General features: G+C 37.1%; 14 protein-coding genes. 2 read left to right on the forward strand and 12 right to left on the reverse strand.

What is annotated here, in order from left to right; genetic code table 11:
- Positions 1–101: 101 nt before the first annotated feature.
- Together CGC57_RS02860 and CGC57_RS02865 are read right to left on the reverse strand one after the other, a co-directional pair.
- Positions 102–1,925 (reverse strand): ABC transporter ATP-binding protein, encoded by a 1,824-nt coding sequence (locus CGC57_RS02860; protein ID WP_095897883.1) that lies wholly within the window; start codon positions 1,923–1,925, stop codon positions 102–104.
- A 2-nt stretch (positions 1,926–1,927) separates the two neighbouring features.
- Positions 1,928–3,010, reverse strand: a complete 1,083-nt coding sequence (locus CGC57_RS02865) for an AMP-binding protein (RefSeq protein ID WP_095897884.1) — start codon at positions 3,008–3,010, stop codon at positions 1,928–1,930.
- A gap of 338 nt (positions 3,011–3,348) precedes the next feature.
- Between CGC57_RS02865 and CGC57_RS02870 the strand changes: the two genes are divergently transcribed.
- Entirely contained in the window at positions 3,349–3,834 is a 486-nt protein-coding gene (locus CGC57_RS02870) for an Lrp/AsnC family transcriptional regulator (protein WP_002681661.1), read from the forward strand.
- An 8-nt stretch (positions 3,835–3,842) separates the two neighbouring features.
- Positions 3,843–4,457: a deoxynucleoside kinase gene (locus tag CGC57_RS02875; protein WP_002681649.1), complete on the forward strand. Its 615-nt coding sequence runs from the start codon at positions 3,843–3,845 to the stop codon at positions 4,455–4,457.
- A gap of 60 nt (positions 4,458–4,517) precedes the next feature.
- Here the strand turns inward: CGC57_RS02875 and CGC57_RS02880 are convergent, their stop codons facing one another.
- The 10 genes from CGC57_RS02880 to CGC57_RS02925 all read right to left on the reverse strand — a co-directional run bounded on the left by CGC57_RS02880 (position 4,518) and on the right by CGC57_RS02925 (position 15,598).
- Positions 4,518–5,372 carry a hypothetical protein gene (locus CGC57_RS02880; RefSeq protein ID WP_002681680.1) on the reverse strand — a complete coding sequence of 285 codons (855 nt, stop codon included), beginning with the start codon at positions 5,370–5,372 and terminating at the stop codon, positions 4,518–4,520.
- An 84-nt stretch (positions 5,373–5,456) separates the two neighbouring features.
- Complete coding sequence (gene gap / locus CGC57_RS02885) at positions 5,457–6,455, reverse strand: type I glyceraldehyde-3-phosphate dehydrogenase (protein ID WP_095897885.1); 999 nt, start codon at positions 6,453–6,455, stop codon at positions 5,457–5,459.
- A gap of 52 nt (positions 6,456–6,507) precedes the next feature.
- Entirely contained in the window at positions 6,508–7,488 is a 981-nt protein-coding gene (gene pfkA, locus CGC57_RS02890) for a 6-phosphofructokinase (protein WP_095897886.1), read from the reverse strand.
- Positions 7,489–7,624: 136 nt separating this feature from the next.
- Positions 7,625–8,818, reverse strand: a complete 1,194-nt coding sequence (locus tag CGC57_RS02895) for a pyridoxal phosphate-dependent aminotransferase (RefSeq protein WP_095897887.1) — start codon at positions 8,816–8,818, stop codon at positions 7,625–7,627.
- A 72-nt stretch (positions 8,819–8,890) separates the two neighbouring features.
- A complete protein-coding gene (pepT, locus tag CGC57_RS02900) occupies positions 8,891–10,114 on the reverse strand; it encodes a peptidase T (protein WP_095897888.1) in 1,224 nt (407 codons plus the stop codon).
- Between the two features lie 290 nt (positions 10,115–10,404).
- Positions 10,405–11,127, reverse strand: a complete 723-nt coding sequence (locus CGC57_RS02905) for a DUF4262 domain-containing protein (protein WP_095897889.1) — start codon at positions 11,125–11,127, stop codon at positions 10,405–10,407.
- 122 nt (positions 11,128–11,249) lie between these two features.
- Positions 11,250–12,035 (reverse strand): LPS export ABC transporter ATP-binding protein, encoded by a 786-nt coding sequence (lptB, locus tag CGC57_RS02910; protein ID WP_002681665.1) that lies wholly within the window; start codon positions 12,033–12,035, stop codon positions 11,250–11,252.
- A 4-nt stretch (positions 12,036–12,039) separates the two neighbouring features.
- Positions 12,040–12,693, reverse strand: coding sequence for a hypothetical protein (locus CGC57_RS02915; protein WP_095897890.1), 654 nt, complete (start codon positions 12,691–12,693; stop codon positions 12,040–12,042).
- 9 nt (positions 12,694–12,702) lie between these two features.
- Positions 12,703–13,512 (reverse strand): twin-arginine translocase subunit TatC, encoded by an 810-nt coding sequence (gene tatC / locus CGC57_RS02920; RefSeq protein ID WP_002681683.1) that lies wholly within the window; start codon positions 13,510–13,512, stop codon positions 12,703–12,705.
- Between the two features lie 133 nt (positions 13,513–13,645).
- Complete coding sequence (locus tag CGC57_RS02925; RefSeq protein ID WP_095897891.1) at positions 13,646–15,598, reverse strand: OmpA family protein; 1,953 nt, start codon at positions 15,596–15,598, stop codon at positions 13,646–13,648.
- Positions 15,599–15,656 lie beyond the last annotated feature (58 nt).

A 15,656-nucleotide genomic window follows, 5' to 3' on the forward strand; every position in this document is an offset into this window, starting at 1 on the left:
AGATTTTGAATAAATAATATGAGTTAGATGTAAGAAACATATAATTAAAGTAATGCAAATATAATTTTAAACCACTCATTTTGTTAACTATGATCTGATGATCATTCAATGGTTTGCATTTCTACTAATCGTTTGTACATTCCATTTTTTTGTATTAGCTCGGTATGGGTGCCTTGTTCTACGATACGTCCTTTTTGCATCACCACAATCAAGTCGGCATTTTGTATGGTTGATAGGCGGTGTGCTATCACTATAGAGGTACGGTGTTTCATCATATTTTCTAAAGCACTCTGCACCAAACGTTCACTTTCGGTATCAAGTGCTGAAGTAGCTTCGTCGAGCACCATTATAGGTGGATTTTTCAGTACGGCACGGGCAATGCTCAAACGTTGTTTTTGACCTCCACTGAGCTTGCTACCTGCATCACCTATGTTAGTGTCAAAACCTTCGGGCAAGTCGTTTATAAACTCATAGGCATTAGCAATTTTGGCTGCTGTTATGAGCTCCTCATCAGTAGCATCGGGTTTGCCTATCAGTAGGTTGTTCTTTATCGTATCATTGAAGAGTATAGAGTCCTGCGATACTACCCCTATGAGCTTGCGCAACGAAGCCGTTTGCATATCTTTCACATCCACTCCATCGATAAGAATTGCCCCTTCGTTCACATCGTAAAAACGAGTGATTAGATTGGCAATAGTACTCTTACCACTACCCGACTGACCTACCAAAGCTACTGTTTTCCCTTTAGGCACTTCCAATGAAAAATTGGTGAGCACAGGCAAATCGGCATAAGCAAATGTAATATCTTTCACACTGATAGCTGTAGTAAAATCTTTCATTTCCACAGCGTCTTCACGTTCTTTGATAGGATTCTCGTAATCGAGTATTTCCAAAATACGCTCAGCGGCAGCATTTCCTCGACGCATATCATACGAAGCCTTACTAATAGCCTTTGCAGGAGTGAGAATATTGTAAGCCAAGCCCATAAAGGCGATGAACTGAGTCCCCTCCAAAGTCTTGTCTACCAACACTAAAGAACCTCCAAACCATAACAAAATAGCAATCATCAAAATACCGAGGAACTCACTCATAGGCGATCCTAAATTTTGCCTATTCATTACCTTGTTACTCAACCTATTAAAAGTTTGACTTGATTCTCCAAAGCGCTTTGAGAATATCTGCTCGGCATTGAACGCCTTGATTACACGCAACCCTCCCACCGTTTCTTCTATCAACGACAAAAAGCGTCCTTGCTCTTGTTGTACTGCTATAGAGTTCTTTTTCAACGATTTCCCTATCTTAGAAATCACTGCGCCAGCGATGGGAATAAATATAAAAGTAAAAAGGGTGAGTTTCACACTGATACCTAACATCACTAGAATAGAAAATATAATAGTGAGCGGTTCACGTATAAAAGCTTCCATTGCTGATAGCATTGAGTTTTGCACCTCATTTACATCGCCTACCATACGTGACATTATATCACCCTTGCGTTGCTCCGAGAAAAATGCTATTGGCTGGTGTACAATCTTTTTGTAGAAGCTATCTCGCAAGTCTCTCAGCACCCCATTGCGCAAGTACGTAATGAAATAGGATGCTAAATAGCTAAACATATTCTTGAGTAAGAAAAGTGAAATTACCAAGGCGATTACTATCCCCAATGCCCAAATCATATTTTCTCCTGCAAGATTCCCCACTTTGTAGTTTAAATAGGCTTTGCCATAACTCCCTAAGTCTAACAAATTACCAGAATATACGGGAGCTTCGGTTATAGGTTGGGCTTTACCAAAAAGCACATCTAACATTGGAATCAATGCAACAAATGACAAAGCACTGAAAAGCGAATAGAGTATATTGAAAAATACATTCAAAAATGCCTGTCGTTTATAGGGAAATAGGTAAGGGATAAATCTCTTGAGTTTCATTCTTATTTTTTGTATTTTTTAACGGTTTCGTCCCTTCTTAACTTTTGATTATCAGTATATACAAATTCAGGAACGAAATAAATTTGGCGAGGCACTTCATACTTCAGCATATCCTTATCCATATAGATATCGTGAGCTAAAGTAGGGTAATCTTTTTCATCGCCTTGCACATATAACACAGCGCGTTGTCCTAATTCATCATCAGGTTCTTTGGTAATAAAATAATCGCCTTTGATATATTTTTTGATTTTGCGTTCTACACTTTCAGGGAAGACCTTAAATCCGCCAGAGTTAATAATATTATCAAAACGACCTAACCATTCAAACTCATTGTGAGAAATAAGGTTTACCATATCGTTTGTAACTACAGGGTGATCGGCAATCAAAGGTGCATTTATCACTAAGCAATGGCGCTCGTCTTGGGTGAATATCACATTAGGCATTGCCTTGTAAGTAGTTTCGTGTTCCTCGGTGTGATTTACCTTGCGCATTGCAATATGCGAAATAGTTTCGGTCATTCCATAAGAAGAATAGACTTCAGTAGAAATATTCTGTAATTTAGCCTCTAACTCTCCATCTATAGAAGCACCTCCTAAAATTACTTTTTTCACACGTGGTAAATCAGTAAGAGATTTTGCTGCTTGTAAAGGAATCATCGCACAGAAATCATAATCCTTGCTGGTAAGTGATAGTGGCATAGATGAAGGTCTAATAATATCAATATGCAAACCTAAAACAATAGCGCGAATAAGCATCATTTTTCCTGCGATAAAATCGGTAGGCAAACACAACAAAGCGCGATCCTTAGGCGAAAGTTTGAGATATTCACCTGTTGCCAAAGCTGAATTCACCATACCTTGCTTTTTGAGGTGAATTTGTTTAGGAACGCCTGTAGATCCTGAGGTTGTTGCTTCTATATAATCTCTGTCGTCAAGCCAATCCAAAAGAAATCTCCCCACCGATTTACGGTAAGGCAAACCATCTTTCACGTAGGCTACTGCCAGAATAATCAAACGTTCTCTATCAATAGAAAAACCATTGATTTTAAAGTCTTTATGTACAAATTTGTAGTCTATTTCTTCCATATAAAATAATATTATTGTTTAGATAGCAACCGCAAAACTACAATTTTTAAACGAAATGCACAAAATTAAATACAAATATTAGAAAAATTTTGCTTTGTACACTGCCAGAAATTTACATTAGCTATAATCTCTAAATCTACGTATTCTGTAAAATCTTATTTGTTTAGAAAATATTACTGATTCACAAATAGAAAACAGAAAAAAAACATTTTAGCTATTCTTTTACACTTCTTAACTGTATTTGAGCCTTTTAGAGCGAAACAGTAAAAATATTTTCCTCTTTTATTACTCCTATATCAAAAATATTTTTTAATTTTACCGCATCAATTTTATATATTATGTACCAATTAGACCGCATAGATTTAAAAATTTTAGATGAACTACAAAAAGACAGCAAACAATCTGTTAAGAGTTTAGCTGAAAAAGTAGGGCTATCTATTACCCCTGTTCACGAGCGCATCAAACGAATGGAAAACACTGGTGTTATTCAAAAATATGTTGCTGTTGCTGACCCTAAAGCTCTTGGAAAAAGGCTGATAGCTTACTGCCAAGTAAAACTTTTAAGACATAGTGGTGAACTATTTGAAGAATTTGAAAAATACATAAGCGGACTTGATGAAGTGCTTGAAGCCTCGTATATGGCTGGAGGCTACGATTTCCTCCTTAAAGTTATACTCAACGATATGGAAGATTATCAGAAATTCGTAGTACAGAAACTCTCTAAAATGGAGATTATCTCTAATATCCAAAGTTCTTTTGTAATCCAACAAATCAAAAACACCTCTTTGATTAAAAGTATAAACGAAGAAACCGAAAAAAATTAATCTAAAAAATGCACATAGCTATCGCAGGAAATATAGGTGCAGGCAAAACGACCCTTACCTCCCTATTAGCTAAACACTACCAATGGGAAGCCCACTTTGAAGATGTGGTAGACAACCCGTATTTAGACGACTTCTACCACCAAATGGAGCGCTGGAGTTTTAATCTTCAAATCTACTTTCTCAATAGTAGATTTCGTCAAATTCTTGATTTTAGAGAAAAGGGCAATGATATTATTCAGGATCGCACCATCTATGAAGATGCACACATTTTTGCTCCTAACCTACACGAAATGGGGTTGATGACTTCTCGTGATTTTGACAACTACAAGTCCTTATTTGCTCTAATGGAACGCCTTGTTCTTCCTCCTGATTTACTTATCTACCTAAGAAGTTCGATACCTAACTTGGTAAACCAAATTCAAAAGCGCGGTAGAGATTACGAAAATTCTATTTCTATAGACTACCTCAACCGCCTCAACCAACGATACGAACAATGGATAAAGGGCTACGACAAAGGCAAGCTACTCATCATAGAGGTAGACAACATTGATTTTGTAAACAATCCTGAAGATTTAGGTGATATTATCAACAAAATAGATGGACTTCTTTATGGATTATTTTAAAATTAAAAAGAGACACCCGCTATAATAGCGAGTGTCTCTTTTCTTTTATTATATTAGCTATTAAAAGAATTTGTTTACGTGGAAAGCAACTAAACCATCGATTGGTTTTCTAAGTACAGTTCCTAATTTAAGATTGTTTTCAGCTAAAACTTCTTCCAAAATATCTTGGAGGAAGAAAGCGATACTACCTACAAAGTTGATAGGCACTTCGTAGCGATCTTCATATTGAGAAATCCAGTGGTCTACAAATAGTTGCATACCTTTTCTCACCATATCGCGGCAATATTCGTGATTTTTGTTTTCAACCACAAATTTTGCAAAAGTAGCCAAATAACTATTAGGGTTAGGCATTTTGTACAAGTGATTTTTAATCACATCTGAACCTAATTCATATTGGTTTTCAAATTTTTGTACAAGATCTGATGGCATTTTCTTGAAGTAATAGTCAATAATCAAGCGTTTGCCATAGAAGTTTCCACTTGATTCGTCCATCAAAATATAGCCTAATGAATCTACTGCTTGGTATAATTCTTTACCATTCCAATAAGAGCAGTTAGCTCCTGTACCTAAGATACATACAATAGCTTTATCAGTAGGGGCTGTAGTAGCGAATACAGCAGCATAAGTATCTTCTTTTACTTCTATTTTAGCATTTTTGAAGATAGTTGCTAAGCTACGTTCTACAAAGTAACGAATGCGTTCAGTACCACAACCAGCACCATAGAAATAAATTTCGGATACTGAATTTCTATTTTCAAACAATTGATAATTGGTGGTAATACGCTCTACGAGAATTTCTTCTGTAAGTACTTCGGGGTTCAACCCTAAAGTTTGCGTAAAAAATATTTTTTCACCTTTGCTATTTAAGGCAGTCCAATCCGCCTTAGTAGCACCACTGTCTACAATTAAAATCATATCGTTTCGGTTTTTAAATTATTATTATTTTATTAAAAAAAGGTGAGTTTACCCCTAAGTTGGGCAACTCACCTTTTTTAAGAATTACAATTTAGCAACGTGTTGTGCTAAATCTACTAATTTGTTTGAATAACCAGTTTCGTTATCGTACCAAGAAACTACTTTGAAGAAGTTAGCACTCAAGCCGATACCAGCTTTAGCATCGAAAATAGAGGTATTTTTGCAACCTACGAAGTCTTGAGAAACTACAAGGTCTTCAGTATATCCAAGGATACCTTTCAATTCACCTTCAGATGCTTTTTTCATAGCAGCGTTGATTTCATCAAGCGTAGTTGATTTTTTAGTACGGAAAGTCAAATCAACCACTGAAACGTCGGCAGTAGGAACGCGGAAAGCCATACCGGTAAGTTTACCATTGAGTTCAGGGATTACTTTACCTACAGCTTTAGCAGCACCAGTGCTTGAAGGAATGATGTTGCAAAGAGCAGAACGTCCACCTCTCCAATCTTTTTTAGAAGGACCATCTACTGTTAATTGAGTAGCGGTTGTAGCGTGAACTGTAGTCATTAAGGCTTCTTCGATACCGAAGTTATCGTTCAATACTTTAGCGATAGGAGCCAAGCAGTTGGTTGTACAAGAAGCGTTAGACACGATAGTATCAGTAGGTTTTACTGATTTGTGGTTTACACCCATTACAAACATAGGAGCATCAGCTGATGGAGCAGAAATTACTACTTTTTTAGCACCAGCATTGATGTGAGCTTGAGCTTTTTCTAAAGTGGTGAAGATACCAGTACATTCAGCAACTACATCGGCGTGTACTTCATTCCATTTAAGGTTGTTAGGGTCTTTTTCAGCAGTGATACGTACTACTTTACCATCTACTACTAAGTGACCATTTTCTACTTTCACGTCACCTTTAAAAGTTCCGTGAACTGAGTCGTATTTCAAAAGGTAAGCGATGTAATCTACATCTAAAAGGTCGTTAATACCAACGATTTCTACGTCGGCTCTTTCATAAGCAGCACGGAATACGAGACGACCAATACGTCCGAAACCGTTAATTCCAATTTTTACTGACATAATTCTGTTAAATTTAATTTATTCGTTATTTAATTTCAAATTTGTTACGTTACTAAGTTGCCATTATTTCGGCTACACGGAGGAGTTCCATATCGATTTTAGAACTACCTTTGATAGCTTTTTCAAGCGGAGTGAGTTCCATTTTATTGTTACGGATACCCACCATATAGTTAGATTTACCTTCAAGGAGTGATTCTACGGCTTTAACGCCCATACGGCTTGCTAAAACGCGGTCGAAACAAGAAGGAGCACCTCCACGTTGCATGTGACCTAATACAGATACACGCACATCGTAATCGGGGTGATGTTGTTCTACATATTCTTTAAGTTCGAATACATTTTTACCAATTTTATCACCTTCGGCTACTACTACTAAGCTAGAAGTTTTACCTGTACTACGGCTTTTTTCCAAAGATTCGAGTAGCTTTTTGAGCCCTATATTCTCTTCAGGAATCAAGATTTCTTCAGCTCCTGCTCCTACTCCAGAGTTAAGAGCGATGTGCCCTGCGTCACGACCCATTACTTCTATGAAAAACAAACGGTTGTGAGAGCTTGCGGTATCTCTAATCTTATCGATAGCTTCGATTACGGTATTGAGGGCAGTATCATAGCCTAAAGTAAAGTCGGTACCATAAATATCATTATCAATAGTACCAGGAATTCCCATTACAGGGAAGCCAAATTCTTTGTTGAACAAGAGCGCTCCAGTGAAAGAACCGTCACCTCCTATTACTACTAAAGAATCTACTCCTGCTGCTTTTAGTTTTTCATAGGCTATTTTGCGCCCTTCAGGAGTTCTAAAGTCTTTAGAGCGGGCAGATTTCAAGATAGTACCCCCTCTGTTGATAATATCGCGAACGCTACGAGCATTCATTGGTTCGAAATCGCCTTCTATCATTCCCTGATAGCCGCGATATACACCTACCACTTCTATATTGTGGTATGCACAAGTACGTACCACTGAACGAATGGCGGCGTTCATACCAGGAGCATCTCCTCCTGATGTTAATACTGCTATTTTCTTTACTGACATTGTCTGTTTTTAATTTTCCGCCTCAAAAGTACAAAATATTTTTGATATGGCAATAATTTTATGTTTTTTTTTAACACTAAAAAATATAACTATTTATCTTTTTAGGAGTTAGGAAATAGAAAATAGAATTTAGGGATTAGGAGTTATTATATTTTTTTAGTGCATCCGCTAATATGTGAATGGCTTTTACTATTTTCTCTTTTTCGAGTACATAAGCTATACGCACTTGGTTGCGCCCTAATCCTTCGGTAGCATAAAAACCTTCGGCTGGGGCTAACATTACAGTTTCGTTATTCACTGAGAAATGATCTAAAAGCCATATACAGAAGTCTTCCGCATTTTCTACGGGCAATTCGGCAATGCAATAGAAAGCCCCTTTGGGCATTGATACACGAACGCCTTGTACTTTTTGGAGTTCTTCAATGAGCACGTTCCTACGTTGCGTATATTCCTTTAACACCTCTTCAAAATAGGTTTCGGGTACATCAAAAGCACGTTCTGCACCTATTTGAGAATAGGTAGGGGGAGACAAGCGGGCTTGTGCGAACTTCAAGATAGATTTCATCACCTCTTTATTCTTAGACACGACCCACCCGATACGCGCTCCGCACATACTGAAACGCTTAGATACAGAGTCTATCATTATAGCATTTTGTTCAATACCTTCAACTTGCATAATAGAATAATGGGTAGCTCCATCGTACACGAACTCGCGATATACCTCATCAAAAATAAGGAAAATATCGTGTTTTTTGGCTATTGCTGCCAATTGCAAAATTTCCTCTTTAGAATATAAATATCCTGTAGGATTTCCTGGGTTACAGATAAGAAAGGCTTTAGTTTTAGGGGTTATCTTTTTCTCAAATTCTTCTATAGGAGGCAAAGCAAAATTATTATCAAAAGAAGAAGTGATAGGCACACATATAGCATCAAAGGCTTCTGAAAAGCTAATGTAATTCGCGTAGTAAGGTTCGGGAATGATAATCTCATCATCGGCATTAGCAACAGTAGCAATTACATAGGTAAGCGCTTCAGAGCCACCATTGGTGATGATGATATCATTACTATTAACCTTAATATCGTGCTTTTTGTAGTACTCTACCACTTTTTCTCTGAGGGAGTTGATGCCCTCACTTTTGGTATATTCCAATACCTTAGGGGTAAAATCTTTTACTGCCTGAATAGCTATTTCAGGGGTTTTAATATCGGGCTGACCGATATTAAGGTGGTAAATAGTTTTCCCTTCCTTAGCCGCTTTTTCAGCATAAGGAGTCAATTTCCTAATCGGCGATTGAGGCAATATTTGTGCTCTATGTGATATTGTAGGCATAAGTTGATTTATCAATTAGTTAATTAACAAATTAGCCAATTTATCAATTCATAGACAAATCGGCTAATTATATTATTTTTTTGCCACTAATTCAGCTATGCGAATAATCACTTCGGTAGCTTTTTCGAGGTTTTCTACGGGAACAAATTCGTATTTGCCATGGAAGTTATGTCCACCTGCAAAGATATTAGGACAAGGCAAGCCCATAAAGCTAAGTTGAGAACCATCGGTACCGCCGCGGATAGGTTTAGTAATAGGTGTAATTCCTAATTCTTTCATTGCGCGTTCGGCTACTTCTACAATGTGCATCACGGGTTTGATTTTTTCACCCATATTGTAGTATTGGTCTTTTATTTCGGCTACTGCCACATTAGGGATTTGTTTGTTCAAATCGTCTACAATTTGCTGTACTACGGCTTTACGTTTGTTGAAGATGTCGCGGTCGTGGTCGCGGATGATAAGCTGAACTACGGTATTTTCTACATCTCCAGAAATATCGGTAATGTGATAGAAACCTTCGCGACCTTCGGTACGTGCAGGAATCTCATCGGCTGGTAGGGCATTGATAAATTGAGTAGCGACGAGCATTGAGTTCACCATTTTGTTTTTAGCAGTACCTGGGTGTACGCTTTTTCCTTTGAAGTGAATTTTAGCTCCTGCTGCGTTAAAGCTCTCATATTCAAGTTCGCCAATTTGTCCGCCATCCATTGTATAAGCCCAGTCGGCAGCGAATTTTTTCACATCGAATTTATGTGCTCCACGCCCTATTTCCTCATCAGGAGTAAATCCTACGCGGATTTTCCCATGTTTGATTTCGGGGTGTTGCACGAGATATTCCATAGCGGTTACAATTTCGGCAATACCTGCCTTATCGTCAGCTCCTAAGAGTGTAGTGCCATCGGTTGTGATGATAGTATTACCTTTGTAGAGCAACAAATCTTCAAAATAAGAAGGAGACAACACTATATTTTGTTCTTTATTGAGGACGATATCACCTCCATCGTAGTTTTCTATAAACTGTGGATTTACATTTTCACCAGAGAAATCAGGAGAGGTATCGAAGTGAGAGATAAAGCCAATGGTAGGTACTGGATAATCTACATTTGATGGCAAGGTAGCCATTACATAGGCGTTTTCATCTACAGTCACATCTTGCAAACCAATGGCTTTCAATTCTTCTACCAATAAGTTTGCCATATTCCATTGTTTTTCGGTACTAGGGGTTGTTTCACTCTCAGGATTAGACTGAGAGTCTATTTTTATGTACTTAATAAAACGGTCTACTAAATTTTTCATTATATATAGTTTTTAGTTTTTCTTGTTTGTTAGGCAGCCCCTTTCACTCGAAGGGGAAAATCCTAAAAAGTGGGTGTTATATTTTAAGAGGGTGTCCGAAAAGTTTTATTTATGTGGGCGTTTGCAGCACATACCCAGCTATTGCTGGCTTTCCTACACAACTCACTTTAAGAGTAGTTGATTTTCAGAGTAATCAATTTCGACAAAATTGCGATCTGCATAGGCAGGAAACATTGGTAAAGTATAGTGATATTTTTCAGTCTTTTAACGGTAAATTTATACATTTATTTCTACCCTTCATAAACATCTCTTTGCCATTGCCCTCCTATAAACTCCCTATTAGCACTTTCTCCATAATCGAGGTTAAAAACATCATTGAGAGTAGGGTCGGTTTTTACTAATTCTTCCAAGGGCACCATCTTCAAATCGGGTTCTCCTAAGGGAAGGAAAAACCAATAGCCTTCTTTATCGTGTATTACATCTACGATTGGCTCTTGACTTTCTAACCAAGCGGATGTTGTAAATACGGGACGGAGTTTGTCTTCTCTAAATTTGAAATCGGCATTTCTATCTAAGAGCGGTTGTAAGTAGATTAAATCTTCTCTAAAATTTGTTTCATAAGGGAATACACCTTTGTCATCAGGCCATATCAATTGCAATGCAGGGAAGTCGGCTGTTTGGTAATAGTTGATTGCTTGTCCAAAATAATCAGGTATATTACGCTTGTCTACTGTTAAGAATTGTACAGGGTGTTTTTCTAATACGCCGCGATAATTCTTACCTATTTCTATAGATTTTCCTTTTTTTACGCCTTCAAACGCTACAGTATTGAGTAAGGTATGGAGTATATCTATGGGCATTCCTAAAGTAATAAGTTCAGGGCGTTTGTAGTTTTTCCACAAACCTACTGTATAAGCAAAAGATGGCAAGTAATCAGTTTGAGGTACCATTATCACCCCAAAGCCGTATTTTTCAATATCACTTACCAATTTATTGATATATTGATTTTCCAATTCGTTAGTTTATTGATTTACTTGTTGATTATAAACATCTCCCGATTTGCTCACTCGGGAATTACCGATAATGAATCTTTCAAAGGGGGAGATGCTATACAAAAGTGACAATACACTGTTAATCAAGGATTATTATTTTCCAATTCTTGATTCATATTTCTATCATCATCTTCTAATATTTTCTTGCGTCTCAACTCGAAGTTTCTTCCAAGGTATACTTTTCTTACCATCTCATCGGCAGCTAAATCTTCAGGCACACCTGATTTGAGGATTCCTCCTTCAAACATCAAGTAAGTACGATCGGTAATCGCAAGCGTTTCCTGCACATTATGGTCGGTGATAAGAATACCTATATTTTTATTTTTGAGCTGTGCTACAATGCGTTGGATATCTTCTACTGCAATAGGGTCTACCCCAGCAAAAGGCTCATCAAGTAGTATAAACTTTGGGCTAGTAGCCAAAGCACGGGCAATTTCAGTACGGCGGCGTTCTCCCCCTGAGAGCAGGTCGCCACGGTTTTTGCGAATATGTCCTAAACTAAACTCATCTATTAGCTCATCGGTTTTGCGTTGTTGTTCTGCTTTAGAAAGTTTAGTGAGTTGCAACACACTTTTGATATTGTCCTCAATGCTCAACTTTCTAAATACTGAAGCCTCTTGTGCCAAATAGCCAATACCACTTTGGGCACGCTTGTACATAGGGTAATTGGTAATATCGGTATTATCTAAGAAGATAGTACCACCATTGGGTTTAATGAGTCCCACTATCATATAAAAGGAGGTTGTTTTACCAGCACCATTAGGTCCCAAGAGTCCAACAATTTCACCTTGGTTCACTTCCAGCGAAACGCCTTTTACAACCTTTCTTCCTTTGTATATTTTGATGATGTTGTTTACTACTAATTTCATATTGTTAAAACGAAAAGCGATAAGGCATTTCGTTAAGTTCAGTTTCTAAATCTACCCAGTCGTGCACTTCGGTTACGATACTATAGACCATTTCCTCGGTAAGCACTTTCCCTTCATAAAGGTCGGTAATAGTTTGTTCGCTCATCACTTCCTGCAAGAAGCCTTCGTCGCCCATATAGTTTACTGCCCATTCTTTGTATTTTGTAGGGCTAGTAGTGATGTGTTCAAATTTATCGATGTGTTCTTCCACAAGGAAGTTTTCTACGCATTGCCACGTTTCACCATCCAAAGAGTATATCACGAAAGGGATATCACTTTGAGAGAAATTTTTGCGATAGTAGGGCAAAAATACTTTGGGGATGCGTTTTTCGAAATCGCGGTTATCGCCTCCTTTGCTGTCTTCGGCACTAGAAGAGGGAACTATCAAACAGGCTTTATCAATAAAATAGAACGACAACGAAGTGCCATCTTCATCTTCAAAGCCGTGCCCCCACTGGGCTTCATAGCCATCGTATTCTTCTTCATTAGCTTTGTAGTAGGTGTGATATACTTCAAACTCGTGACCACAAATAATCCAGTCTAACACGGCTCTGCCTTTGCAAAGCTGTTTCAACGTTTTCACGTTGGGTAAGTGCTGTAAGTAGGTATTACAATCCATTAAAAAATATTAAATTACCTTGTTTTGTTCTTTTTTTAAAACATAAGCTGAAATAAAAATACTTATTTCGTATAGGAGCATAATCGGTATTGAGACGATTATTTGGCTAGCTACATCGGGTGGGGTGATGATAGCAGCTATTATGAGTACTACTATCAAAGCGTGACGCCTATACTTGCGCATAAAATCAGGGGTTACAACTCCTAATTTGGTAAGAAAATAGATGATAATAGGCAGTTCAAAAACAATGCCACACGAAATGACAGATGATCGTACTACTGAAATATACGAATCTATATCTATTTGGTTTTTCACCTCAGGACTTACCGAGTAAGATCCTAAAAAGTTCACTGAAAGTGGTGTTATAAGGTAATAGCCAAACAATACACCTATAAAAAACAGTAAAGAAGCAATGAGGATAAAACCTCTAGCCAACTTACGTTCATTTTCATACAGTGCTGGACTGATGAATTTCCAGACTTCATAAAGCACATAAGGAAATGCGATAATCACTCCTGCCCAGATAGACGTCCAGATATGAGCTGAGAACTGTCCTGCCATTGTACGGCTTTGGATGGTAAAGGGAAGTTGTTCAGTACAAAAATCACTCTCAAAACCAAAAAAGTGTCCTATTTTACAGAACATTCTATAAGTGAAAAAATCGCCATTTTTAGGAGCAAAGATTATTTGAAAGATAAAATCCTTACAGATAAAAGCTACAACTCCCACTATTAAAACGGCTATAGTAGAGCGTATTAGATGCCAGCGCAAGGCTTCCAAATGGTCTAAAAAGGACATTTCATCTTGTGATACTCCCATTGTGAGTGTATTAATTTCTTTTATATAACAAATTTAATGGCGCAAAGATAAAAAATAATTCATAATTAGCAATTATTGGTCATAAAAAAACTGCTTGGTTTCCCAAACAGTTTTTTTACTTATTCAAACATTGTTATTCCATACTCACTATTATAAACTCGCTACGACGGTTAGCTTGGTGTTCTTCTTCGGTACAAGGGACGCCATTAGAGCAACCATTTACCAAACGAGTTTCGCCATAGCCTTTAGCTGTTAAGCGTTTGCGTTCAATACCTTGTTTTACTATCCATTCAAGAGTTGATTTTGCACGTCTATCTGATAAAGCTAAATTGTAAGCATCGGAAGCACGGCTATCGGTATGAGAACGGATATCAATTTTCATCTTAGGATATTCTTTCATCACCTCTACTATCTTAGCAAGTTCTACAGCTGCATCAGGACGTATATCTGATTTATTCAAATCAAAATAGATTTCTTTAATATCAAATACTTTAGCTAAATCGGTATTTTTAGAAATAGCTACTTCTCTTGGTTTGAGAAGCATTTCGTAGTATGTTTCGCCTTCTTTATCAGTGCTTACTTTCACCTCGGCAGTTTCATATTTTTCTTTTTCACCGCGCAAGTAGTAATACAATTCTTTACAATCTACTTCATTAAAAGCAAAAGAGCCATCTTCTTTAGTTCTTTGTTTTGCTACTTCTTTCATTGTTCTATCAGAAAGGACAATGAGACCATCTACGATAACATCATTAGTTTTAGCATCTTTCAAGACTCCTTTTAGCATTTTTTGGCAATCGAAAGGTAGAGGTTTTTCTTCAAAGAAGCTATAGATATCATCTTTTCCTTTTCCTCCTGGACGGTTAGATGTGAGGAAGCCTATTTTAGAATCGCTATCCATAATGAAACAGAAGTCATCATCAGCACTATTACCTGGGCGACCGATATTGATAGGTTTAGAGGTAGTACCATTGTCATAGAATTTTACAGCAAAAATATCCAAACCACCTAAACCAGGGAAACCATCGGATGAATAGTACATCACGTTGTTTTTAGAGATGAAAGGGAATGATTCACGCCCTGGGGTATTGATTACATTTCCTAAATTTTCAGGTTTTCCATATTTATTACCCCCTAAAATTTCTACTCGGAAGATGTCAGACCCCCCTAAAGTACCTGCCATGTCTGATGCAAAATATAGATATTTTTCATCAGGACTCAAAGCCGGGTGTGCTACGTTGTATTGGTCACTATTGAAAGGTACTTCTACCACATTACCCCACTCACCATTACTATCTTTAGTAGCACGAAGTATTTTTAGGAGAATAGTATTTTCTTTATCAGTTCCTAATTTTTTATTTACATAGTTATTACGAGTAAAATAAACTGTTTTACCATCTTTTGTAAAGACAGCAGTAGACTCGTTGAACTTTGTATTGATAACACTTGACAAAGGTTTTTTATTAGATAATTTTTGCTTGTTGCGATCGGCTACATAAAGGTCGTAGAAACCTTCGCCTGTCCATTGAGAAACACCTCCTTTAGAGGCTTTCCCACTGGTAGCTGCAGCAAATACCACTTTATCTCCGTAAAAAGTAGGTCCATACTCAGAATACTCTGTATTTAAAGCAATAGGGTTTAGTTTAAACCTTCCTGAATTAGCTTGGATTACCTCTTGATAATCTTTATTTTCTTCAAAAAGTACTGCACGAGTATCTTTGTCATCAGTCAATTCAGCAAACTTAGCCATCATTTTATCGGCTTCATTATATTTACCTACTGATTTTAACACTTGTGCGTAACGATAGTAATACTCAGGTTTTATTTTGTATTTTGGGTTTTCAAACAGTTGTTTGTACCAAGGAAGTGCTTTTTTGTATTCAGCATTGTAATAATAGGAATTTCCTAAACTCTCAAGCATTTCTTGGTTTACAAATCCTTTTTTAGCAATACTTTCGTATATTCTAATAGCATCGACATAAGCAAAATTTTTGTACATTTCATTTGCTTTTTCTAATTCCTTTTCAGGTTGTGCTAATAGTACTTGTGCACTACATAATAATGCGAAAGTTAAACTTAGTAATCTCATTTTTTATAATTAATAATTAAAAAATAGGTTTTAAAACTTTAAGAAGTGATTAACTCAC

Origin of the sequence: Capnocytophaga sputigena, from assembly GCF_002302495.1 — a bacterium.
Lineage (GTDB): Bacteria > Bacteroidota > Bacteroidia > Flavobacteriales > Flavobacteriaceae > Capnocytophaga > Capnocytophaga sputigena.